17 protein-coding genes and 3 pseudogenes are annotated in these 24,067 nt (G+C 67.2%); all 20 read left to right on the top strand.

What is annotated here, in order from left to right; translation table 11 throughout:
* Nucleotides 1-68 precede the first annotated feature (68 nt).
* The 20 genes and pseudogenes from ACQ858_RS16295 to ACQ858_RS16200 all read left to right on the top strand — a co-directional run bounded on the left by ACQ858_RS16295 (nt 69) and on the right by ACQ858_RS16200 (nt 24,018).
* Nucleotides 69-2,228 (top strand): thiamine pyrophosphate-dependent enzyme, encoded by a 2,160-nt coding sequence (locus ACQ858_RS16295; protein WP_431273709.1) that lies wholly within the window; start codon nt 69-71, stop codon nt 2,226-2,228.
* Nucleotides 2,229-2,355: 127 nt separating this feature from the next.
* Nucleotides 2,356-3,843, top strand: a complete 1,488-nt coding sequence (locus ACQ858_RS16290; RefSeq protein WP_431273708.1) for an indolepyruvate oxidoreductase subunit beta family protein — start codon at nt 2,356-2,358, stop codon at nt 3,841-3,843.
* Between the two features lie 14 nt (nt 3,844-3,857).
* The gene (locus ACQ858_RS16285; RefSeq protein ID WP_431273707.1) at nt 3,858-4,850 is read left to right on the top strand and encodes a PDR/VanB family oxidoreductase; all 993 of its coding nucleotides are present in this window, start codon (nt 3,858-3,860) and stop codon (nt 4,848-4,850) included.
* A gap of 13 nt (nt 4,851-4,863) precedes the next feature.
* Nucleotides 4,864-6,177: an aromatic ring-hydroxylating dioxygenase subunit alpha gene (locus tag ACQ858_RS16280; protein WP_431273706.1), complete on the top strand. Its 1,314-nt coding sequence runs from the start codon at nt 4,864-4,866 to the stop codon at nt 6,175-6,177.
* Nucleotides 6,177-6,662 carry an aromatic-ring-hydroxylating dioxygenase subunit beta gene (locus ACQ858_RS16275; protein WP_431273705.1) on the top strand — a complete coding sequence of 162 codons (486 nt, stop codon included), beginning with the start codon at nt 6,177-6,179 and terminating at the stop codon, nt 6,660-6,662. Before ACQ858_RS16280 ends, ACQ858_RS16275 begins: the two co-directional genes overlap by 1 nt.
* A 7-nt stretch (nt 6,663-6,669) precedes the next feature.
* Nucleotides 6,670-8,286: an AMP-binding protein gene (locus tag ACQ858_RS16270; protein ID WP_431273704.1), complete on the top strand. Its 1,617-nt coding sequence runs from the start codon at nt 6,670-6,672 to the stop codon at nt 8,284-8,286.
* Nucleotides 8,283-9,451 (top strand): annotated as a pseudogene (locus tag ACQ858_RS16265) (thiolase family protein). Before ACQ858_RS16270 ends, ACQ858_RS16265 begins: the two are co-directional and overlap by 4 nt.
* Nucleotides 9,448-10,710: an SDR family NAD(P)-dependent oxidoreductase gene (locus ACQ858_RS16260; RefSeq protein ID WP_431273703.1), complete on the top strand. Its 1,263-nt coding sequence runs from the start codon at nt 9,448-9,450 to the stop codon at nt 10,708-10,710. The pseudogene ACQ858_RS16265 and the gene ACQ858_RS16260 overlap by 4 nt, the downstream one beginning before the upstream one ends.
* Before the next feature lie 14 nt (nt 10,711-10,724).
* Nucleotides 10,725-11,534 (top strand): cyclase family protein, encoded by an 810-nt coding sequence (locus ACQ858_RS16255; protein ID WP_431273702.1) that lies wholly within the window; start codon nt 10,725-10,727, stop codon nt 11,532-11,534.
* Nucleotides 11,531-12,262 (top strand): SDR family NAD(P)-dependent oxidoreductase, encoded by a 732-nt coding sequence (locus ACQ858_RS16250; protein WP_431273701.1) that lies wholly within the window; start codon nt 11,531-11,533, stop codon nt 12,260-12,262. Before ACQ858_RS16255 ends, ACQ858_RS16250 begins: the two co-directional genes overlap by 4 nt.
* 158 nt (nt 12,263-12,420) lie before the next feature.
* The gene (locus tag ACQ858_RS16245) at nt 12,421-13,578 is read left to right on the top strand and encodes an ABC transporter substrate-binding protein (RefSeq protein ID WP_431273700.1); all 1,158 of its coding nucleotides are present in this window, start codon (nt 12,421-12,423) and stop codon (nt 13,576-13,578) included.
* A 119-nt stretch (nt 13,579-13,697) separates the two neighbouring features.
* The gene (locus ACQ858_RS16240; protein ID WP_431273699.1) at nt 13,698-14,840 is read left to right on the top strand and encodes an ABC transporter substrate-binding protein; all 1,143 of its coding nucleotides are present in this window, start codon (nt 13,698-13,700) and stop codon (nt 14,838-14,840) included.
* A gap of 104 nt (nt 14,841-14,944) precedes the next feature.
* Nucleotides 14,945-16,266, top strand: a pseudogene (locus tag ACQ858_RS16235) (aromatic ring-hydroxylating dioxygenase subunit alpha).
* Nucleotides 16,263-16,793 (top strand): aromatic-ring-hydroxylating dioxygenase subunit beta, encoded by a 531-nt coding sequence (locus tag ACQ858_RS16230; protein ID WP_431273698.1) that lies wholly within the window; start codon nt 16,263-16,265, stop codon nt 16,791-16,793. The pseudogene ACQ858_RS16235 and the gene ACQ858_RS16230 overlap by 4 nt, the downstream one beginning before the upstream one ends.
* Before the next feature lie 42 nt (nt 16,794-16,835).
* On the top strand, nt 16,836-17,993 hold the full coding sequence (locus tag ACQ858_RS16225; protein WP_431273697.1) for an ABC transporter substrate-binding protein: 1,158 nt from the start codon (nt 16,836-16,838) through the stop codon (nt 17,991-17,993).
* Nucleotides 17,994-18,043: 50 nt separating this feature from the next.
* Entirely contained in the window at nt 18,044-19,099 is a 1,056-nt protein-coding gene (locus tag ACQ858_RS16220; protein ID WP_431273696.1) for a branched-chain amino acid ABC transporter permease, read from the top strand.
* A gap of 83 nt (nt 19,100-19,182) precedes the next feature.
* The gene (locus ACQ858_RS16215) at nt 19,183-20,955 is read left to right on the top strand and encodes an ABC transporter permease subunit (RefSeq protein ID WP_431276879.1); all 1,773 of its coding nucleotides are present in this window, start codon (nt 19,183-19,185) and stop codon (nt 20,953-20,955) included.
* Nucleotides 20,952-21,683, top strand: a complete 732-nt coding sequence (locus ACQ858_RS16210) for an ABC transporter ATP-binding protein (protein WP_431273695.1) — start codon at nt 20,952-20,954, stop codon at nt 21,681-21,683. Before ACQ858_RS16215 ends, ACQ858_RS16210 begins: the two co-directional genes overlap by 4 nt.
* On the top strand, nt 21,673-23,265 hold the full coding sequence (locus tag ACQ858_RS16205) for an ATP-dependent acyl-CoA ligase (RefSeq protein ID WP_431273694.1): 1,593 nt from the start codon (nt 21,673-21,675) through the stop codon (nt 23,263-23,265). The genes ACQ858_RS16210 and ACQ858_RS16205 overlap by 11 nt, the downstream gene beginning before the upstream one ends.
* Before the next feature lie 4 nt (nt 23,266-23,269).
* A pseudogene (locus tag ACQ858_RS16200) lies at nt 23,270-24,018 on the top strand (SDR family NAD(P)-dependent oxidoreductase).
* Nucleotides 24,019-24,067: the final 49 nt, after the last annotated feature.

The following is a 24,067-nucleotide window of genomic DNA, read 5'->3' as shown; positions in this document are numbered from 1 at the left end:
CAGTTCTAAACATTATAGAGACCGAGGTTTCTATTGGAATCCCACGAATCCAGACAGGAAAGGGCGCCATGGCTGAGCGATCGTTCGTCGAAGAAGTGAAGAAGCTGCGGCTCTCGGGCGGCGAGGTGTTTCGCGGTGAAGGCATTCTGGCAGTCACCAAGGCGTTGCTGGAGTCAGGTGTTTCCTACGTCGCCGGCTACCAGGGTGCACCGATCTCGCACCTGATGGACGTGCTGGCCGACGCGCAGGACATCCTGACCGAGCACGGCATCCGCTTCGAGAACAGTGCGAGCGAGGCCACGGCCGCCGCCACGCTCGCGGCCTCGGTCAACTACCCGCTGCGTGGCGCAGTGACCTTCAAGGCGACCGTCGGCACCAACGTGGCGTCCGACGCGCTCGCCAACCTCGCGTCGGGCGGGGTCACGGGGGGCGCGCTGATCATCGTCGGGGAGGACTACGGCGAGGGCTCTTCGATCATGCAGGAGCGCAGTCACGCCTTCGCGATGAAGTCGCAGATCTGGCTGCTCGATCCGCGCCCGAACCTCCCGAGCATCGTGGATGCGGTCAAGCAGGGCTTCGATCTCTCGGAGGCGAGCCATACGCCGGTGATGCTGCAGCTGCGCATCCGCGCCTGCCATGTGCACGGCCAGTTCGTCGCCGGCGACAACCGCCGCGCGAAGTTCACGCTCAAGGAAGCGCTGGAGAACCCGCAGCGCGACGTCAGCCGCATCGTGCTGCCGCCCGCGAGCTTCCTGCACGAGCAGGAAAAGGTGAAGGACCGCTGGCCCGCCGCGGTGAAGTTCATCGAGGAGCGGCAACTTAACGAGTTCTTCTCCGAAGGCGCCGACGACATCGGCATCATCGTGCAGGGCGGCAGCTACAACACGCTGATGCGTGCGCTCGAACGGCTCGACCTGGCGGACGTGTACGGCAACACCAAGGTGCCGCTCTACGTGATGAACGTGGCCTACCCGGTCATCGAGAGCGAAGTGCTGCGCTTCTGCGAAGGCAAGCGCGCGGTGCTGGTGGTGGAAGAGGGCCAGCCCAACTTCATCGAGCAGAACCTCGCGACCATCCTGCGTCAGGCCGGTTCCAGCACCGCGCTGCACGGCAAGGACATGCTGCCGGTGGCCGGCGAATACACCGCCGCCGAACTGCTGAAGGGCGCGCGCAGCTTCGGCGAGCGCTACGGCCGCCTGCAGCCGCTGCCGGTGCCCGCGCCGGTGCGCAAGGTGATCCCGCTCGCCGTTGCGGCCGAGCCCGCGAAGCCGCTCGCCGAGAGCGTGCATGCGCGCCCGCCGGGCTTCTGCACCGGCTGCCCGGAGCGCCCGATCTTCAGTGCGATGAAGTTGGTCGAGCGCGAGCTCGGTGTGCACCACGTCAGCGCCGACATCGGCTGCCACCTGTTCTCGATCCTGCCGCCCTTCAACATCGGCAACACCACGATGGGCTACGGCCTCGGCGCCGCCGGCGCCGCGGCGCTCAACACGCAGGCCGGCAAGCGCGCGATCTCGGTGATGGGCGACGGCGGCTTCTGGCACAACGGCCTGACCAGCGGCATCGCGAACGCGGTCTTCAACGAGAGCGACAACCTCACCATCGTCGTCGACAACAACTACACCTCCGCGACCGGCGGGCAGGACATCCTGTCGTCGAAGGCGGTCAACGCCACGCGCAGCACGGGCCACGAGATCGAACGCGCGGTGCGCGGTGTCGGCGTGAAGTGGGTGAAGACCCTGCGTCGCACCTACGATGTCGCGGGCATGCGCGATGCGCTCAAGGACGCGCTGACCACGAAGCAGAAGGGCCCGAAGGTGCTCGTCGCGCAATCCGAATGCATGCTGAACCGCCAGCGTCGCGAGAAGCCGCTGGTGCGCAAGGCGATCGCGGACGGCAAGCGCCAGGTGCGCGAGAAGTTCGGCGTCGATTCGGACACCTGCACCGGCGACCACTCGTGCATCCGGCTGTCGGGCTGTCCGTCGCTGTCGATCAAGCCCAACCCCGATCCGCTGCGCACCGACCCGGTGGCGCATGTGCTCGACAGCTGCGTGGGCTGCGGCGTCTGCGGCGAGGTATCTCACGCTGCCGTGCTGTGCCCCTCGTTCTACAAGGCGCAGATCGTGAGCAATCCCAGCCGCTGGGACCGCCTGCGCGACAGCCTGCGCCAGCGCGTCATCGGCTGGCTGCAGAAGGGCGAGGCCAAGCGCCGCGAAGCCTACTCGTTTTGAACGGAACAGACATGGAGCACAAGCAATTTCAGGGATACCGCGGAACCGGCTTTGCCGGGCCGCTGGTATCGCCCCCGGTCGGGCGGTGGCGGCTACACGAAGTGAGCAAGCCTGGGGGCGAGCAATGATGCAACCAATCAAGATTGCAATCCTTGCCATGGGGGGCGAAGGCGGCGGCGTTCTGGCCGACTGGATCGTCGACATGGGCGAAGCCAACGGCTACGTGGCGCAGACCACTTCGGTGCCGGGCGTGGCGCAGCGCACCGGGGCGACGATCTATTACGTCGAGCTCTTCCCGCAGGCGCAGGCCGATGCGGATAGCGGCAAGCCGGTGCTGGCGCTGATGCCGCTGCCGGGCGACGTCGATGTCGTGCTTGCCTCCGAATTGATGGAAGCCGGCCGCGCGGTGCAGCGTGGGCTGGTCACCAACGACCGCACCACGCTGATCGCTTCCACGCACCGCGTCTATTCCATCGCCGAGAAAAGCGCGATGGGCGATGGCCGCGTGGACAGCAACGAGCTGCTCGGCCATGCCGAACGTGCCGCCAAGCGCTTCATCCGCTTCGACATGGCGCAGGCCGCGGAAGCCTCGGGCAGCGTCATCAGCGCGGTGCTGTTCGGCGCACTCTGCGGCGCCGGCGTGCTGCCGTTCAGCCGTGCGCAGTTCGAGGCGACCGTCGAGCGCGGTGGTGTTGGCGTCAAGCCCAGCCTGAAGGCCTTCGGCGCTGCATTCGCACGCACGCAGGGCGAGACGGAAAAGGCGGCCGCAGCACAGCAGACCCCGGCGCCGCAACCCCGCCATCCCGCCGTGCGTGCACTGGTCGAGCGCGTGCAGCGCGACTTCCCGGCCGATGTGCAGCACGTGCTGCTCGAAGGCGTGCGTCGCCTCATCGACTACCAGGATGTCGATTACGCCGGCCTCTATCTCGACCGCGTGGCCGCGCTCGCCGCGTTGCCCGCCAACGACGGCGGCAAGCTGCTGCGAGAGACTGCGCGCCATCTCGCGCTGTGGATGTCGTACGAAGACACGGTGCGCGTCGCCGCGCTCAAGACCCGCGCGACCCGCTTCGACCGCGTGCGCGGCGAAGCGCGCGTGCAGCAGGGCCAGGTGCTCGCGATCAACGAATTCATGCATCCGCGCCTGCAGGAAATCTGCGAGACGCTGCCGGCAGGATTCGGCCGCTGGCTGATGAACTCGACCGGCCCGCGCAAGCTCGTCGAACGCCTCACGCAGAAAGGCCGTGTGATCCAGACCAGCTCGCTGCGCGGCTACCTGATGCTGCGCACCGTCGCCGCGATGAAGCGCTGGCGCCGTTCGACCATCCGCTATGCGGACGAGAACCGCCGCATTGAAGAGTGGCTGGGCCGCATCGCCGACATTGCAGCGCGCAACCCCGAGCTCGCGCTCGAAGTGGCCCAATGCCAGCGCCTGGTGAAGGGCTACAGCGACACGCACGAGCGCGGCCTTCGCAACTACGACACCGTGATGGCCGCCCTGCAGCGCGCCGGCGCTGCCATCGCGCCCGCCACCCTGCGCGAACTGCGCGATGCGGCGCTTGCCGACGAGCACGGCCACAAGCTGCGTGCCGCGCTCGTCCAGCACGCGCTCGCCTGAACCGGGATCGAACCATGTCCGCCCAACCCGCCACCCTGCAACTGCGTGTCGCCGAAGCGCGTTTGCTCAATCCGCTCATCAAGCTGTTCAGGCTGCGTGCCGCGGATGGCGCGGCGCTGCCGGCCTATACCGCCGGTGCGCACATCCGCATCGAAGTCCTGCTCCCGGACGGCAAGAAGGACTGGCGCCACTACTCGCTGATCAACTTCGCAAACCAGGCCGACGCGACCGATGCGCCGGCCGAGTACGTGATCGCGGTGCGCAAGGAAGACGACGGCCGCGGCGGCTCGCGCTTCATGCACGAGCGCCTGAAGGAAGGCGATACCGTCACCATCGAAGTGCCGAAGAACGACTTCCCGCTGCATGCCGGCCCCGGCGGCACGGTGCTGCTGGCCGGCGGCATCGGTATCACGCCGCTTGCGAGCATGGCTGCCCGGCGTCGCGCCGAAGGCCTGCCGGTGCGCCTGCACTACGCCGGCCGCAGCCGCGACCTGATGGCTTTCCTGCCCGAGCTGCAAATGCTGCTGGGCGAGGACCTGCGCGTGCATGCCGACACGGAGCAGGGCGGCCCATTCGACATCGGCGCGCTGCTCGACGGCTTCCCTCCCGGAGACCGCCTCTATGTGTGCGGTCCGAAGGTCATGCTCGACGCGGTGCTCGCGCAGACGCAGGCGCGCGGCTGGACGCACGACCGCGTGCACTTCGAGCTTTTCACCACGCCAGCGGTGGAAGAGGGCGACCACCCCTTCGAGGTCGAGCTTGCGCAATCGGGCCAACGCTTCACCGTACCGGCCGACCAGAGCATCCTCGACTGCCTGATCGAGCATGGCTGCGACCCGATGTTCGACTGCAAGCGCGGCGAATGCGGCGTGTGCGCCACGCCGGTGATCGACGGCGAGATCGATCATCGCGACTATGTGCTCACCGCCCGCGAGAAGGCCGAAGGCAATGTGATTCAGATCTGCATCTCCCGCGCCAAGGGGAAGCGGCTGGTGCTCGATATTTGAAGGAGACCCCACGATGACTTCCTACCGAGGCAACCCCGATGCGGTGCGCGCGCTGGTGCAGGACGACCGCGTGCATCGCGACCTCTACATCAGCCAGGAATTGTTCGAGCTCGAACAGGAGCACTTCTTCGCGAACACGTGGAACTACGCCGGCCACGAAAGCCAGATTCCGAAGGCCGGCGACTACATCACCAACGACATCGCCGGCCGGCCGCTGATCATCGCGCGCCACTCCGACGGCTCGGTGCGCGTGATGATGAACCGCTGCGCCCACAAGGGATCGCGCCTCGTGAGCTCGCCGTGCGGCAACACCGGCAAGTTCTTCCGCTGCCCCTACCATGCCTGGACCTTCAAGACCGATGGCTCGCTGCTGTCGATCCCGCTGAAGAATGGGTACGAAGGCACGCAGCTTCACGAATGCGAGGCATCGAAGGGCCTGGTCGCGGTGAAGAACGTTCGCAGCCATCGCGGCTTCATCTTCGTCAAGATCAACGACGTCGGTCCGGGCTTCGAGGAATACTTCGGCGACTCGCTGAGCTCCATCGACAACATGGCCGACCGCTCGCCCGAAGGCGAACTGGAGATCGCCGGCGGGTGCCTGCGCTTCGTCCACCAGTGCAACTGGAAGATGTTCGTCGAGAACCTCAACGACACCATGCACCCGATGGTGGCGCACGAATCCTCGGCCGGCACTGCGAAAACCATGTGGGCCGACAAGCCGGCCGACGAACCCAAGCCGATGGCGATCGAGCAGTTCGTGCCCTTCATGTCCGACTACAAGTTCTTCGAGGACATGGGCGTCCGCACCTACGACAACGGCCACAGCTTCACCGGCGTGCACTTCAGCATCCACAGCAAGTACAAGGCGATCCCCGAGTACGACAACGCGATGAAGGCGAAGTACGGTGAGGAGCGCACTGCGCAGATCCTCGGCATGGCGCGGCACAACACGGTGTACTACCCGAACCTCACGATCAAGGGCGCGATCCAGTCGATCCGCGTGGTCAAGCCGATCGCCGCCGACAAGTGCCTGGTCGAGAGCTGGACCTTCCGCCTCAAGGGTGCGCCGCCGGAGTTGCTGCAGCGCACCGCCATGTACAACCGCCTCATCAACTCGCCGTTCTCGGTCGTGGGGCATGACGACCTGCAGGCCTATCGCGGCATCCAGGCCGGGCTGCACGCGAGCGGCAACGTGTGGGTGAGCCTGCATCGCAATTACGATCCGGCGGAGAAGAAGGGCGGCGAGATCACCACGGTCGGCACCAACGAGTTGCCGATGCGCAATCAGTACCGCTCCTGGGCCAAGTACATGACGGAGACCATGTAATGCAGAACGAAGTCACCCGCCAGCAGCTCGTCGATTTCGTGGTCCACGAATCGCGCCTGCTCGACGCCAAGCGCTTCGACGAATGGAACGCGCTCTTCACCGACGATGCCTTCTACTGGGTGCCGCTGATTCCCGACCAGGAAGACGGCATCAACCACACCTCGCATCTCTACGAAGACAAGCTGCTGCGCGACCTGCGCATCGAGCGCCTGAAGAGTCCGCGCGCCTTCTCGCAACAGCCGCCGAGCCGCTGCCACCACCTGCTTCAGACGCCCAGTGTCGAGGAGTTCGACGCGGCTGCGAATCGCTTCGTCGTGCGCACGGAGTTCCACTACACCGAATCGCAGGGCGACGAGCTTCAGTTCTACGTCGGCACCTTCTTTCACCACCTCACGGTGCAAGACGGCGCGTTGCGCATGACGCTCAAGCGCGTGAACCTGCTCAACTGCGACGCGGCGCTGCCGGCGGTCCAGCTCTTCATCTAGGTCCGTCATGCATCACACCGTTCATGACGCCTTCAGTGCGAGCGCGAGGCGCACGCCCGGGGGCGAGTTCCTCTTCACCGAGTCGGTTACCGCAAAGGCCTACGACATCGCGCCGGGCCCGATCCTGTGGGGCGATGCCGCCGGGCAGGTCGAGCGACTGCGTGCCGCATACGCGAAGGCGGGCTACGGCCACGGTCATCGCGTCGGCCTGCTGCTGGAGAACCGGCCGGCCTTTCTCTTCCACTGGTTCGCGCTCAATGCGCTGGGCGTGAGCGTGGTGCCGATCAATGCCGAGATGCGCTCGGCCGAGCTGAGCTATCTCATCGGCCACAGCGAGATCGGCCTGGCCGTGACGCTGCCGCATCGCGCGGACGACCTGCGCGCGGCGGCGAAGATTGCGGGCATCCTTTTCGAGACGATGGGCCCGGACGATGCGGTGCCGCCAGCGACCACGCCTGCGCCGCGTGCCTCGGAGCCCGTCGGCCTTGGCACCGAATGCGCGTTGCTCTACACCTCCGGCACCACCGGCCGCCCCAAGGGGTGCATGCTGAGCAACGAATACTTCCTGCGCGCCGGCCAGTGGTACGCGGAACTCGGCGACCTGTGTCCGGTGCGCCCCGATGCAGAACGCATCATCACGCCGCTTCCGCTCAACCATGTGAACGCGATGGCGTTCTCGACGATGGTGGTGCTCGTCGCGGGTGGCTGCCTCGTGCAGCTCGACCGCTTCCATCCGAAGAGCTGGCTCCAGAGTGCGCGTGAAAGCCGCGCCACCATCGTGCACTACCTTGGCGTGATGCCCGCGATGCTGCTGTCGGCGCCTGCGGTGGATGCCGACCGCGAGCACGACATCCGCTGGGGCTTCGGCGCAGGAGTGGATCGCAAGAATCACGCGCCCTTCGAAGAACGCTTCGGCTTCCCGCTGGTCGAGGCCTGGGCCATGACCGAGACCGGCGCCGCCGCCTGCGTGATGGCGAACCACGCGCCGCGTCATGTCGGTACCAGCTGCTTCGGCCGCCGCGAGGACTTCGTCGAGATTCGCCTCGTCGATGATGAAGGCCACGATGTGCCCGACGGCACGCCGGGCGAACTGCTGGTGCGCTCGTCGGGCGATGACCCGAAGCGCTACTTCTTCTCCGGCTACCTCAAGGACGAGGAAGCCACCCGCGAGGCCTGGGCCGGCGGCTGGTTCCACACCGGCGACATGGTGCGCCGCGATGCCGAAGGCAACTACTACTTCGTCGATCGCAAGAAGAACGTGATCCGGCGCAGCGGCGAGAACATCTCGGCGGTCGAGGTCGAGAGCGTGCTCAACCAGCATCCGGCGGTGAAGACATCGGCCGTTGCTGCGACGCCCGACACGGTGCGCGGTGACGAGGTGCTGGCCTGCATCGTGCTGCGCGACGATGCTTCCGCCTCGGCCCAGCTCGCGGCCAGCATCGTGGACCACGCCTTGTCGCAGCTCGCCTACTACAAGGCGCCGGGGTACGTCGCCTTCGTCGATGCGCTGCCGCTGACCGCGTCGCAGAAGATCCAGCGCGGGCAGCTTCGCGAACTCGCGCAATCCTTGCCGGGCCGCGCGAACTGCGTCGATACGCGTTCGATGAAGAAGAGGCAGTCATGACGCGCCGGCTCTCCTACGAAGGCGTGGCCGTCGCGGTGCCGGTGACGGTGCCCTATGTGCGCTACTCGACGCACGGCGCGCACTGGTTCCTCGGCCAGGCGGTCGAGGCGCTGGTGAAGGCCAGCGGCGTGAAGAAGGAGCAGATCGACGGCCTGTGCGTCAGCAGCTTCTCGCTCGTGCCCGACACGGCGGTCGGCGTGACGCAGCACCTCGGCCTATCGCCGCGCTGGCTCGATCACGTGCCCACCGGCGGCGCATCGGGCGTGATGTGCCTGCGGCGTGCGGCGCGTGCGGTGCAGTCGGGCGATGCGGATGTCGTCGCGTGCGTGGCGGCTGACACGAACCATGTCGATTCGTTCCGCATGACGCTCGGGGCCTTCAGCAACTTCGCGCGCGACGCCACCTACCCGTACGGCTCGGGTGGCCCGAACTCGATCTTCGCGATGATCACCTCGCACTACATGCGCACTTTCGGCGCCAAGCGCGAGGACTTCGGCCGCATCTGCGTGGACCAGCGCAGCAATGCGCTGAAGAACCCGCACGCGATGTTCAATAAGCCGCTGACCCTGGACGAATACATGGCCGCGCGTCCGATCTCCGATCCGATCCATCTCTTCGACTGCGTGATGCCGTGCGCGGGCGCTGAAGCCTTCCTCGTGATGAGCGAGGAGCGCGCACGCGATCTCGGCCTGCCGCATGCGGTGATCCGCGGCGCGATCGAGCGGCACAACGCCTATTCCGAAGACCCGGTGATGGTGCGCGGCGGCTGGCGCATGGACCGCGACGACCTCTACGCGCAAGCCGGCGTGAAGCCCGCCGACATCGACTTCGTGCAGACCTACGACGACTATCCGGTCATCGTGATGATGCAGTTCGAAGACCTCGGTTTTTGCGAGAAGGGCGAGGGTTCGGCCTTTGTCCAGTCGCACGTCATGACGAACGAGGGGAGCTTTCCGAACAACACCAGCGGCGGTCAGCTTTCAGCGGGCCAGGCGGGTGCGGCGGGGGGTTCCTTGGCATGACCGAAGCCATCCGCCAGTTGACCGATGCAGCCGAATCCCGCGCCGTTCCCGATGCACAACTCGGCCTCGTCGCCGGCTTCGGCATGGTCACCTACGACCGGTGCCTCTGCACAGGCGCCATCATTCTCGGGAGACCGGCATGACCATGCCCCTGATGCGCCCCACGCGCAAGAACCCCGTCCTGCGCACGCGGCAGATGAACCTGCCGCCGTGGGCGCGCGGCCGCGTCGCGCTCGGCATCACCGCGGGCGCGGCGGAAGGCCGCTTCGTGCTCCAGACCTGCGAGGACTGCGGCACCGTGCAGTACCCGCCGCGCGAGGCCTGCCACAAGTGCCTTTCGCCGCGTCTTCATTGGCGCGAGCAGACCGGCGAAGGCGAACTGCTGAGCGCCACCACGCTGCACCACAGCAACGACCTGTTCTTTCGCGAGCGGCTGCCATGGCGGCTGGGCCTCGTGCATCTCGATGCCGGCCCGACGCTGATGGTGCACCTGCACGGCGAAGTCGCTGAACCTGGTCAGGCGCCTCAGCGCGTGCGCGTCGGCGCGCGGCTCGACCGCGCCGGACAGGCCGTCCTCATTGGATTTCCGAACGAAGGGAGCCCCCACATGGCTGACGACAAGATGCTCCGTGAAATGACGAGCGACCCGAAATTCCGCAAGGTGCTCGTCACCGACGGCAAGACCGAGGTGGGCCGGGCGATCGTGCGTGCGCTGGTCAAGGCCGGCGCCGACATCGTCTGGGTCGGCCACGCCGAGCCGTGGAAGAAGATGGGCGGCCTGGAAGACATCACCGCATTGCCGCAGGTCACGCTGGTGCCGTTGGACCTGACCAACGGTCGCTCGGTGAGCGAGTTGGCCGGCGAGATCGGCGGCAAGGTCGACATCGTCATCAACAACGCGGAAGTGCATCGCACCTTCGGCATCGGCGCGCGCCGCGGCACCGATGTGGCGAAGGCCGAGATGGACATCAACTATTTCGGCCTGCTGCGATTGGCACAGGAGTTCGGCCCGGCGCTCAAGGGGCGATCGGCCGACGGCGTGACCGGCGCGACCGCGTGGGTCAACCTGCTGTCGATCTATGCGCTCTCCAACTTCCCGCCGCACGGCACTTTCAGCGCGTCGAAGGCGGCGGCGCATTCGCTTGCGCAATGCCTGCGTGCGGAGATGCGGCCAGCCGGCATCCGCGTGATCAATGTGTTCCCCGGCCCGATCGACGACGAATGGAACCAGCACACGCCGCCGCCCAAGTTGGCGCCAAGCGCGCTCGCGAACGCGATCGTGAAGGCGCTGCGCGATGGCGTCGAGGACGTGTACCCCGGCGACGTGGCCCAGGAGTGGCTCGAGCGCTGGCGCGACAACCCCAAGATTCTCGAACGCGAACTCGCGGCGGGCGGAAGCTGATCCGGAGCAATCGAATGACGACCACCACTGAACTGATGTCCACCGCCGAGATCCTCGGCGGCCTCGTGACCGCGATGGCGAGCGGCCGCATCCGCGTCGTCGACCTCACGCAGACGCTAACGCCCGAATTCCCGCAGATCGCGCTGCCGCCCGAGATGGGCCAGTGCTGGCCCTTCCGCATCGAGGAAGTGTCGAACTACGACGAGCGCGGCCCGGCCTGGTACTGGAACAATTTTTCGTGCGGCGAGCACACTGGTACGCACTTCGATGCGCCGATCCACTGGATCTCCGGGCGCGACCTGCCGAACAACTCGGTCGACACCATTCCGGTGCAGCACTTCGTCGCACCGGCCTGCGTGATCGATTGCTCGCCGCAGGTCAAGGACGACCCGGACTACCTGCTCACCATCGAAGACATCGAACAGTACGAGGCGAAGCATGGCCGCATCCCGAAGGGCGCCTGGGTGCTGATGCGGACCGACTGGTCCAAGCGCCACGACCCGGAGGCTTACCAGAACTTCGACGAGACCGGGCAGCACACGCCCGGCCCGAGCGCGGAGGCGGTGCGCTTCCTGGTTGAGCAGCGCGACGTGCTCGGCTTCGGCTCCGAAGCCATCGGCACCGACGCGGGGCAGGGCTATCACCTGCGCCCGCCCTACCCGTGCCACTACTACATGCACGGCGCGGGGCGCTATGGCCTGCAGTGCCTCTGCAACCTCGACCTGCTGCCACCGAGCGGCGCGGTGCTGATCTGTCCGCCGCTCAAGATCGAGAAGGGCAGCGGCAGCCCGTTGCGCGTGCTCGCCCTGGTGGGAGCAGCATGAGCGCCGCGCCAAAGGTTGCGGCCGTCACGGGCGGCAGCGCGGGCATCGGCAAGGCGATCTGCGAAGACCTGCTCGCAGACGGCTACGAAGTGGTGTCGCTCGCGCGGCGCCGCTGCGACATCGACCATCCGAAGCTGCACAGCATCGAGGTCGACCTGATGGATCGCGCCGCCACCGCCGAAGCGGCGGCGGAACTCGCGCGGCGCTTCGAAGTGACCACGGTCGTCCACAACGCAGGCGTGATCCGCCCTGCGCTGATCGCGGACGTGAAGCTCGATGACCTCGATGCGCTCGTGGAGCTTCATCTGGGTTGCGCGATCCAGCTCGTGCAGGCCGCGCTGCCCGCGATGCGCGCGAAACGCTTCGGCCGCGTGGTGCTGTTGTCATCGCGCGCGGCGGTGGGGCTGCAGACACGGACCAGCTATTCCGCCACCAAGGCGGGCATGCTCGGCATGGCGCGCACCTGGGCGCTCGAACTCGCGCCCGACGGCATCACGGTCAATGTCGTTGCGCCCGGGCCGATCCGCACCGACATGTTCTACGACGTGGTCGAGGCCGGCAGCGAGAAGGAGCGCGCGCTCGCGGCGTCGATTCCTGTCAAACGCTTGGGCGAATCCGCCGACGTCGCACGCGCGGTTCGCTTCTTTGCCGATCCGGCAAACAGCTTCGTCACCGGTCAGGTCCTTTACGTCTGTGGCGGCACCAGCGTGGGAAGCCTGGCCCTCTAGCAGTGCATTCACGCACCGCGTCGATTTCCCTACCTCTCGTTTTCACTGCCTTGTCATCGCGATACGCGCCCGCTAGCATGGTTCATATCTAAATATTTCACAAATCATCGGTTGGCGTGAGTCCTGCTTAACCCCATCGGAATCCCAAGGAGCCCTGCATGAAAGTTCTGACTCGTCTCTTTACGATGGCCGGCGTTGCCGCCGCCGTCGGCGTTCTCACCGCCGCGAATGCGTTGGCGGCCGATCTCAAGGTCGGCTTCATCACGTCGCTGTCGGGGCCGGTGTCTTCGCTCGGCATCCCCTACGACAAGGGCATGAAGGCGGCCATCGCCTACAAGTCGGAGCTCAATGGCAAGAAGATCCAGGTGGTCTCGCTAGACGACGCATCCGACCCGAGCACCGCCGCGCGCAACGCACGCAAGTTGATCGACGAGGACAAGGTCGACGTGATCATCGGCACCGCCGGATCGCCGGGCGCACTCGCGATCGCCGCCGTGGCGCGCGAAACCAAGACGCCGCTGATCTCCATCGCCAACGCGAACCTGCCGGGCGAAGAGGGCGCATGGATGGTCACGCTGCCGCAGCCCGCGCCGCTGATGGTCAGCGCGGTGGTCGAGCGCATGAAGCAGTCGGGCGTGAAGACGGTCGGCTACATCGGCTTTTCCGACGCATGGGGCGACCTCGTCTATGACGCGCTGCAAAAGAGCGCCGAGCCCGCCGGCATCAAGGTCGTGTCGAACGAGCGCTATGCGCGTGCCGACGCATCCGTCACCGGCCAGGTGCTGAAGATCGTTGCCCTGCGTCCCGACGCAGTCATCACCGGCACTTCCGGCACGCCGGGCGCATTGCCTTATCTCGCGCTGCAGGAGCGCGGCTACAAGGGCCAGATCTATGGCACGCATGCCCTGATCAATCCCGACTTCGTGCGCGTCGGCGGCTCGGCCGTCGAGGGGCTTCTGGCACCGACCGGCCCGGTGATCGTTGCCGAGCAGCTCCCTGAATCGAATCCGATCCGCAAGGTCTCGATGGACTTCCGCAATGCCTACCAGAAGGCCAACGGCACGGCGCCGACGGATGCCTTCTCGGCCTACTCGTTCGATGCGTGGCTGCTGTACCTCGATGCGGCTTCGCGCACCAAGGGCGAGCCCGGCACGCCGGCCTACCGCGTCGCACTGCGCGATTCGATCGTGAACACCAAGGAGCTGGTCGGCACGCACAGCGTCTACAACTTCAAGCCCGACAACCGCTATGGCTCGGATGAACGCTCGCGCGTCATCGTCAAGCTCGAAAAAGGTCAATGGAAGCTTGTTCCTTAGCCCACCCCCAGGCTCGCGCACTTCGTGTCGCTCTCCACCCCCTCAAGGGGGCGATACCAGCGGGCCGGCGGAGCCGGTTCCGCGGTATCTCCGGCAACACCACTCAGACCGTACGTACGATGAAAAAGCTGTCTTCTCTCCTCTGTGTGTCGGCCATCGCATTTGCCGCCACACAGGCCCTCGCCGCCGATCTCAAGGTCGGCTTCATCAGCTCGCTGTCGGGCCCGGTGTCGGCGCTGGGCATCCCTTATGAGAAGGGCATTCGCGCCGCGATTGCCGAGCATCCGGCGCTGGCCGGCCACAAGGTCGAGCTGATCGTGCTGGATGATGCGTCCGACCCGACGACCGCCGGGCGCAACGCGCGCAAGCTGGTGACGGAAGACAAGGTGGACGTGCTGATCGGCACCTCGGGCGTGCCCGGTGCGATGGCGATTGCCGCCGTCGCGCGCGAACTCAACACGCCGCTCATCTCGCCGACGCCCGTGACGATCCCGGGCCCCGAAGGCGCGTGGACCGTGACCGTGTCGCAGCCCTTCCCGCTGATGGTTTCCGCCGTGGTCGACAAGATGAAGCAGTCGGGCGTGAAGACGGTGGCGTTCATCGGCTTCTCGGACGCGCTCGGCGATCTCGCCTACGACTCGCTGGTCAAGAGCGCCGATGCCGCGGGCATCAAGGTCGTTGCCAACGAGCGCTATGCGCGCAGCGATTCGTCCGTCGCCGGGCAGGTGCTGAAGATCATCTCGGCTCGGCCCGATGCGGTCTTCGCCGGCAACTCCGGCACGCCGGGCGCGCTGCCGTACCTCGCGCTCGCCGATCGCGGCTACAAGGGCAAGATCTACGGCACCCACGGGCTGATCAATGCCGACTTCGTTCGCGTGGGCGGCGCCTCGATCGAAGGCCTGGAGGTGCCCAGCGGCCCGGTACTGGTGGCCGACCAGTTGCCCGACAGCAACCCGATCAAAAAGGTGTCGATGAACTTCCGCGAGGCCTACAAGAAGGCCAACGGCGCCTTGCCGAACGACGCCTTCTCGTCCTACACCTACGACGCCTACCTGCTGCTGGCCGATGCGGCATCGCGCGTGAAGGGCGAGCCCGGCACGCCGCAGTACCGCACCGCGCTGCGCGATGCGATCGTGAGCACCAAGGAGCTGGTCGGCACGCACGGCATCTACAACTTCAAGCCCGACGATCGCTATGGCTCCGACAAGCGCGCCGTTGTGATCGTCAAGAGCGAAAAGGGCCAGTGGAAGCTGGTGCCATGACCCACCCCCAGGCTTGCCCACTTCGTGTGGCCGCCACCCCCTGCAAGGGGGCAGCGCGGCCGCTTCGGGCGGCCGTGCGCGGCGCGCTCCCTGAAAGAGAAGCCATGACTTACCGCAGCCACCCCGAGGCGATCCGTGCGCTCGTGCAGGACGATCGCGTGCACCGCGACATCTACCTGAGCGATGAACTCTTCGCGCTGGAACAGGAGCAGTTCTTCGCCAACACCTGGCTCTACGTCGGCCACACCAGCCAGGTGCCGAACGCGGGCGATTTCTATTCTCTCGATCTCGCGGGCCGGCCGGTGATGATGGTGCGGCAGGCGGACGGCAGCGTGCGCGTGCTCTACAACCGCTGCGCGCACAAGGGCGCGCGGCTGGTGTCGGACGAAAGCGGCAACACCGGCAAGTTCTTCCGTTGCCCGTACCACGCGTGGACCTACAAGCTGGACGGCGCACCGCTCGCGATCCCGCTCAAGAACGGCTACGAAGGCACGCGCCTCAAGGAATGCGAGTCGGGCCAGGGTCTGAGCGAGTTGAAGCACGTCGCCGTCTACCGTGACTTCGTCTTCGCGCGCATCGCCGAGGAAGGCCCGGAGTTCGGCGAGTACTTCGGCGAGGTGCTCGGCGCGATCGACAACATGGTCGACCGCTCGCCCGAAGGCAAGCTCACCGCGGCCGGCGGCGTGATGCGCAACATCATCCATTGCAACTGGAAGATGTACCTGGAGAACATCAACGACACGGTGCATCCGATGTCGACGCACGAATCGGCCACGCAGGCCGCCGATGCGCTCTGGCAGGGCCGCGCGGCCGATGCACCCAAGCCGATGGCGATGGAGCAGATCCTGCCCTTCGGCTCCGGCTACGACTTCTTCGACAAGATGGGCGGGCGCGTGTTCGCCAACGGGCACAGCGTGCTCGGGGTGAACTTCAGCATCCATTCGAACTATGCGCAGCTGCCCGACTACGAGGCGGCGATGCGCGAGGCGCACGGCGACGAGCGCGCGATGGAGATCCTTCAGCGCTCGCCGCAGAACTCGGTCTTTTTCCGAGCCTCTCGGTGAAGGGCTCGCCGCAGGCGATCCGCGTGATCCGTCCGCTGTCCGCCAACCGCACGCTGATCGAAGCCTGGGCGTTCCGCGCCGCGGGTGCGCCCGATGTGCTCTTCGAACGCGCGATGAGCTACAACCGGCTCGTCTTCTCGCCGATGTCGATCGTGGCGCACGACGACGTGCATCTCTTCGAGAGCATCCAGGTCGGCCTGCACGCCGAAGGCAACGAGTGGGTGAGCCTGCATCGCAACTTCGAGGTGGGCGAGCTCTCGCAATCATCGATCACCACCAACGGCACCAACGAGCTCTTGATGCGCAACCAGTTCCGCGCTTGGGCGAAGTTCATGACCGCCGGCATGGAGTCGCAGCCATGAGCGCCGCCCGGCCGCCCGAAGGCGATCGCACCGCAGTGCGAAGCACGGAAGTTTCCGAGCTCGATCCGCGCGACTTCATCGCCGAAGAGGCGGCGCTGCTCGATGCGGGCCGCTTCGACGAATGGCTCGCCCTGTTCGCCGAGGATGGGCGCTACTGGGTGCCGCTGCTCGGCGCGGCGCAGGCCGATCCGCACTCGCACAACTCCATCGCCTACGAAGACCGGCTGCTGCTGCAACTGCGGGTCGACCGGCTCAAGAACCCGCGCACGCATTCGCAGCATCCGGCGAGCCATTGCCAGCATGTGCTGCAGCGCTCCGTCATCGAGCGCGAGCACGCAGCGACCGGCGAGGTCGAGTTGCGCACCCCTTTCATCTATGTCGAAGCGCGCGGCGAAGAGCAGGTGATGCTCGCCGGCACCTATCGGCATCGACTCGTTCGCGACGCGGCCGGTTGGTCCATCCGCCAGAAGCGCGTCGATCTGCTCAATGCCGCGCGCGCGCTGCCGGCCATCCAGTTGTTCATCTGAGCGGTTGCTCATCCATTCCAAACCCTTCCCAGGAGTCACGACATGAAGAGCTTGATGCAGACCTTGACGCGCACCGCGCTCGCAGCCGCGGTGGGCGCCGGCCTCGCGACGACGGCATTCGCGGCCGATCTCAAGGTCGGACTGAGCGTTTCGCTTTCCGGCCCCAACTCGTCGCTCGGCGTGCCGTATGCCAAGGGCATGCAGGCGGCGCTCGCGTACAAGCCCGAGGTCAACGGCCGCAAGATCCAGCTCATCGTGCTCGACGACGGCTCCGACCCGACGAACGCCGGCCGCAATGCGCGCAAGCTGGTGGAAGAGGACAAGGTCGACGTGCTGATGGGCACGTCCGGCGTGCCGGCCGCGATCGCCATGGCGCAGGTCGGCCGCGACGCCAAGGTGCCGATGATCGGCCTCACGCCGATCCAGCTCGACCCGGCCGAGAACGCCTGGGTCTTCACCGTCGCGCAGCCCACTCAGCTCATGATCGACGCGGTCGTCCAGCGCATGAAGAAGGACGGCGTGAAGACGGTCGGCTACATCGGCTTCTCCGATGCGTGGGGCGACCTCGTCTACAACGCGCTGATGAAGTCCGCGCCCGAGGCCGGCATCAAGGTGCTCGGCAACGAACGCTATGCCCGCTCGGACCAGTCGGTCACCGGCCAGATCCTGAAGCTGCTCGCGATGAAGCCCGATGCGGTGATGACCGGCGGCGCCGGCACGCCGGGCGCGCTGCCCTTCCTCGCGCTGAGCGAGCGCGGCTTCAAGGGCCCGGTCTACGGGCAGCACGGCCTCATCAACCCCGACTTCGTGCGCGTCGTCGGCGCGGCGGGGCAGGGCGCGCTGATGCCCACCGGGCCGGTGATCGTCGCGGAGCAATTGCCGGCCGAATACCCGACCAAGAAGATCGCGATGGACTTCCGCGCGATCTTCCAGAAGGTCAACAACGCACCGACCAGCGATGCCTTCTCGGCCTATTCGTTCGACGGCTGGCTTGTCTTCACCGATGCGGCCGCACGCGCCAAGGGCGAGCCGGGGACGCCGGAGTTCCGCCAGTCGCTGCGCGACGCGATCGCGAGCACCAAGGAAGTCGTCGGCACGCACGGCGTCTACAACTTCAAGCCGGGCAGTCTCTACGGCGTCGACGAGCGCGCCCGCGTGATTGTCAAGCTGGACAACGGTCAATGGAAATTGGCGCCCTGACTGCGTGATCGCGCGGTCGATACGAAGACACCACTGAGAGGATTTTTTCAATGACATGGGACGTGGCGCTCATCCTGGGCATCGACGGGCTTGCCAATGGCGCGGTCTATCTGCTCGCAGGGCTGGGGCTGGTACTGATCTTTTCCGTCACGCGGGTGGTGTTCGTGCCGTTCGGCGATATCGCGGCCTTCGCGGCGCTGACGCTGGCGGCCTTCGAGACCAACCGCCTTCCGCCCACCATCGGCCTGGTCGCTGTGCTGGCCGCGATTGCAACGCTGACTGAGATCGGCAGCCTCATCCGCAAGGGAGAAGCCACCGCGATTCCGAAGGCGGTCCTCGCCTGGGGTGTCCTTCCGCTGGTGCCCTGCGCGCTGGCCTGGGCCGCATCGCGCGCGGGCGTGCCTGCCGCGGTGCAGATCGCGGTGACAGTGCTGCTCGTGGTGCCGATCGGCCCGCTGCTGGCGCGCATCGTGTTCCAGCCGATCGCGGATGCTTCGGTGCTGGTGCTGCTGATCGTGTCGCTTGCGCTGCACTTCCTGCTGTCGGGCCTCGGCTTGCTGTTCTTCGGACCGGAAGGCTCGCGCACCAACCCGCTCGCGGGCGGCGCCATTCCGCTCGGCGAAGGCTTTACCGTGAGCGGGCAGGTGGTGCTCATGGTGGCTTCGGCCATCGTGCTGAGCGGCCTGTTCTTCCTGGTGTTCGAACGCACCGTGGCCGGCAAGGCACTGCGCGCGACCGCGGTGAACCGCGTCGGAGCGCGGCTGGTCGGCATCCGGCCCGCGCGTACCGCGGTGCTGGCTTATGGCAGCGCATCGCTGCTGGCCGGTCTCATCGGCGTGCTGATCGCGCCGGTGACCACCATGTATTACGACTCGGGCTTCATCATCGGCCTGAAGGCCTTCGTGGCCGCGATCATCGGCGGCCTCGTGAGCTACCCGATGACCGCGGTCGGCGCGCTCGCGGTGGGCGTGGTCGAGAGCTTCGCGTCGTTCTGGAGCGGCGCGTTGAAGGACGTGATCGTGTTCAGCTTGCTGATACCGGTGCTGATGCTGAGGTCGTTCCTCACCGTGCACTCCGAAGAGGAAGAAGACGAGGTGGACCAATGAGCCAATCGATCGGAAGACCGGACGACGCCGGGATTGCGCTCGGCGTGAAATCGACCGCCGCCGCTGCATCGCGGGCCGGGCGGATGAACCCGCGCAGGCTCTGGATCGGCGTGTTGATCGCGGCACTCGCGCTCGCACCGATGATCGCGGGCAACTTCACCGTCTCGCTGCTCAACGACATCGGCATCGGTGCGCTGGTCGCGCTGGGGCTGGTGCTGCTCACCGGCATCGGCGGCGCGACCTCCTTCGGGCAGGCCGCCTTCGTCGGCATCGCGGCCTATGCGACCGCGTGGCTCACCACGACGCAGGGCATGTCGCCGTGGATCGGGCTCGCGTTCGCGCTGGCGCTCACGGGCCTTTCGGCACTCGCGATCGGCATGCTCACGCTGCGGCTGGGCGGGCACTTCCTGCCGCTCTCCACCATCGCGTGGGGGCTCTCGATCGCGATGCTGTTCGGCAACGTCGACGCGCTGGGCCGCCACACGGGCCTGTCGAACATTCCGCCGCTCTCGATCGCCGGCTTCTCGCTGACCGATCCGCGCGCGATTTACTACCTGATCTGGGCGATCGTCGGACTGGCCTTCCTGTTCAGCAACAACCTGCTGCAGTCGCGCCCCGGCCGCGCGATCCGCAGTCTGCGCGGCGGCTCGATCCTGCTCGCGAGCGTCGGCGAGGACGCCTACCGCGTGCGGCTCTCGCTGTTCGTCACTGCGGCGCTCTATGCGGGTCTCGCGGGCTGGCTCTATGCGCACATGAACCGCTTCGTGAGCCCTTCGCCTTTCGATGTTCGCGCCAGCATCGAATATCTGCTGATGGCGGTCGCCGGCGGCCTCGGCCAGCTCGCGGGTGCACTGGTCGGCGCCGCACTGGTGCTGGTGATAAAGAACGCGCTGCAGGACGTGCTGCCGCTGCTCACGCAGCGCGCCGGCCAGCTCGAAGCGGTGGCTTTCGCGACGCTCTTCATCCTGTTGCTGCACTTTGCGCGCGGCGGCCTGATGGGCTTCGTGCGCCGCTTCACGCGCGGCCGCTTCGCCGCGCCACGGCGCGAAGCCTCGGGGCCGGTCGAGCCGCTGGCGCACCGGACCCTGCCCGAGCGCGGTACGCCGATCCTGTCGGTCAACGGCGCGGTCAAGCGCTTCGGCGGCCTCGTCGCGGTCAACGAGGTGAGCTTCGAAGTCAATGCCGGCGAAATCCTCGGCCTGATCGGGCCGAACGGCGCGGGCAAGTCGACCATGTTCAACCTGCTGACCTGCACGATGCCGATGACCGCGGGCCAGGTGCGCTTCCTCGGCCACGACATCGCCGGCATGCCGCAGCGCAAGGTGGCGCGGCTGGGCTTGGCGCGCACCTTCCAGCACGTCAAGCTGCGGCCGCACATGACCTTGCTCGACAACGTCGCGCTCGGCGCGCATTCGCGCACCCGCTCGGGCCTGCTCAAGGCGGGCTTGCGGCTCGACCGCGTGGAGGAGCAGCAGATCCTCCAGGAAGCGCAACGGCAGCTCGAGCGCATCGGCCTGGGCGACCGGGCGCATGAACTCGCGGGCAGCCTGCCGCTGGGCACACAGCGCATCCTGGAAATCGCCCGCGCACTCGCGGCCGACCCGGTGCTGCTGGTGCTCGACGAACCCGCGGCCGGCCTGCGCCGCAAGGAAAAGATGGCGCTCGGCGACCTGCTGCGCAAGCTGCGCGAGGAGGGCGTGACCATTCTGATCGTCGAACACGACATGGACTTCGTGATGAAACTGGTGGATCGGTTGGTGGTGATGAACTTCGGCTCCAAGCTGGTGGAAGGCGTGCCCGCCGCGGTGCGTGCGGACGAGCGTGTGCAGGCGGCCTATCTCGGGAGCGTCGTATGACCGCCATGCTGGAGATTGGCGACCTGCATGTGTCCTACGGGCAGGTCGATGCGGTGCGAGGGGTATCGCTCAAGCTCGACAAGGGCCAGATCATCTCCGTGATCGGCCCCAACGGCGCCGGCAAGACCACGCTGCTGGCCGCCGCGATGGGCCTGCTGCCGTGCAAGGGCGTGCTTCGCTTCGAAGGCGAGGACCTGCATGGCCTCGACGTCGAGGCGCGCGTGGAACGGGGGCTCTGCCTCGTGCCCGAGAAGCGCGAGCTCTTCGGCGAACTCAGCGTGCTCGACAACCTGCAGCTCGGCGCGTTCTCGAAGCGCCTTCGGAGCGACGCACTCAAGCGGCGCCTGCAGTTCGTCTACGACCGCTTCCCGCGCCTCGCCGAACGTCGCACGCAGCGCGCCGACACGCTCTCGGGTGGCGAGCGCCAGATGCTCGCGGTCGGCCGTGCGCTGATGTCCGAGCCGCGCCTGCTGATGCTCGACGAGCCCAGCCTCGGCCTCGCACCGCTGATCGTGCGCGACATCCTCACCATCGTGCGCAAGCTGCGCGACGACGGCGTCTCGATCCTGCTGGTGGAGCAGAACGCACGCGCCGCGCTCGAAAGCTCCGACCACGGCTACGTGCTCGAAACCGGCGAGATCGCGCTCTCGGGGCCCTCGGCGCAACTGGAGAGCGACCCGCGCGTGCAGGCCACGTACCTGGGTGGAGGCACCCACGATGACGACTGAACCCCGCGCGCTGCCGCCCGCGCAGCGCACGTTGCCGGCGATGTTGCAGCGCCAGAGCGCGCTGTTCGCGGGCCGCAGGCTGCTGAAGATCGCGGGGCGGGCGTGGTCGCATGAGGATGCGGCGAGCGCCGCCGCGACGCGCGCGGGTGCGCTGATGCAGGCCGGCGTCGCGCGCGGCGACCGGGTCGCGCTGATGTGCGGCAATCGCATCGAGTTCCTCGAAGTTTTTCTGGGCGCGGGCTGGATGGGCGCGGCAACGGTGCCGGTCAACACCGCGTCGATGGGGCCGCAGATCGAGTACTTCCTCGCCAACAGCGAAGCGAAGCTGCTGGTAATCGAAGCCGAGTTTCTCGAACGCCTGAGCACGGCCGACCTCGCACGCACGAAGCTGCGCGAGATCTGGGTGGTGGGCGAAGCGCATCCGGCGTGGCGGGGGTCGTCCACGGTGCGCGTGTCGCGATATCCCGAGGCGTCCGAACCGGCTCCTCCCGCCGACGCACAGCCCGGCGAGCCGATTGCGATCCTCTACACCTCCGGCACCACTGGCCCCGCGAAGGGCGTGGTGTGCCCGCACGCGCAGTACTTCTGGTGGGGCGTCAACAGCGCCGAGGTGCTGGGCGTCGGCCGCGACGACGTCCTGTGCACCACGCTGCCGCTCTTCCACATCAACGCGCTCAACACCTTCGCGCAGGCGGCGGTGACAGGTTGCGAGGTCGTGTTCGAATCGCGCTTCTCCGCCTCGGGCTTCTGGCCCGCGATGCGCGCGAGCGGCGCCACCGTGGTCTATCTGCTCGGCGCGATGGTGCCGATCCTGCTCGCCCAGCGCGAAGGCGGTGGCGAGCGCGACCACCGCGTGCGCATCGGCCTGGGCCCCGGCGTGCCGGCCGCGGCGGGCAAGGCCTTCTTCGAGCGAACCGGTGTGAAGCTGCTCGAAGGCTACGGCTCCACCGAGACCAACTTCGTGATCGCGACCGCGCCCGATTCGCCGCGCGGCGGCGTGATGGGCTGGGTCCGCCAGGGCTTCCAGGCCCGCGTGGCCGATGAGGACGACGTCGAAGTCGCCCCCGGCGAGGCCGGCGAGCTGCTGCTTCGTGCCGACGAGCCCTACGCCTTCGCGAGCGGCTACTTCAACATGCCCGAAAAGACGGTCGAGGCCTGGCGCAACCTGTGGTTCCACACCGGCGACCGCGTGATCCGCGAGGGCGATGGCGCGTTCCGCTTCGTCGATCGCATCAAGGACGCGATCCGGCGGCGCGGCGAGAACATCTCGTCGTTCGAAGTCGAGCAGGTGCTGCTGAGCCATCCGTCGGTCGCGTCGTGCGCGGTCTACCCGGTGCGCTCCGAACTCGCGGAAGACGAAGTCATGGCCGCGCTCGTCGCCCGTGCGGACTGCCGAATCGATTTCGCCGAACTCGCGCGCTACTGCGAGGCACGGCTGCCGTACTTCGCGGTCCCGCGCTATATCGACCTGATGGGCGACCTGCCGCGCACCGAGAACGGCAAGGTGCAGAAGTACAAGCTGCGCGAGCGCGGCGTCTCCGAATCCACCTGGGACCGGCAGCCCGCCGGGCGCGGCAGGTAGCGCGATGTTTTCGTTGACCGGTCGGGCGGCTTTCGTGACGGGCGCGGGCCGGGGCCTTGGAGAAGCCATTGCCCGCGGACTGGCCCAGGCGGGCACGCGCGTCGCACTGGCCGATATCGACGGCGACGCCGTGCAGGCGGTCGCCGCCGAGATGCAGTCCGAAGGCCGCGAATGCATCGCGATGCCGCTCGACGTGCGCGACGAAGCCGCGTTCGGCCGCTGCTTCGACGCGGCCGTGAAGCGCTTCGGGGCGATCGACGTGATGGTCAACAACGCCGCGCTCACGCCTTCGACTTCGCTCTGGGACATCGGCGCCGACGAATGGGACAACGTGATGGCGGTCAACCTGCGCGGCAGCTTCTTCGGCTGCCGCATCGCCGGCCTCCACATGCGCGCGCGGGGGCGGGGCGGATCATCAATCTGTCCTCGATGGCGGGCCAGCAGCCGAGCCAGGCGACGGGTGCGCACTACGCGGCCTCGAAGGCGGCGTTGCTGGCGCTCACGCGCTCGTTCGCGCAGGAACTCGCGCCGAGCGGCGTCACGGTCAACGCGATCGCACCGGCGGCGATCCGCAGCCCGGTGCTCGACGCGATGGACGCATCGCGCCGGCGCGCGGTGCAGGCCACGATTCCGCTCGGCCGCTTCGGCGAGGGGCGCGAAGTGGCCGCGGCGGTGGTCTACCTGGCCTCGGAAGCGGGTGCCTTCACCACCGGCGCGACGCTCGATCTCAACGGTGGCCGTTTCATGCGTTGAATCCCTGAGGCCACGCTGGAGCGTCGAAGAGTAGAATTAATTTAGTTGT

This window comes from Variovorax ureilyticus (assembly GCF_050632185.1).
Classification (GTDB): domain Bacteria; phylum Pseudomonadota; class Gammaproteobacteria; order Burkholderiales; family Burkholderiaceae_C; genus Variovorax; species Variovorax ureilyticus_A.
Note: the sequence above shows the minus strand (reverse complement) of the source record. Positions and strands in the feature narration are given on the sequence as shown.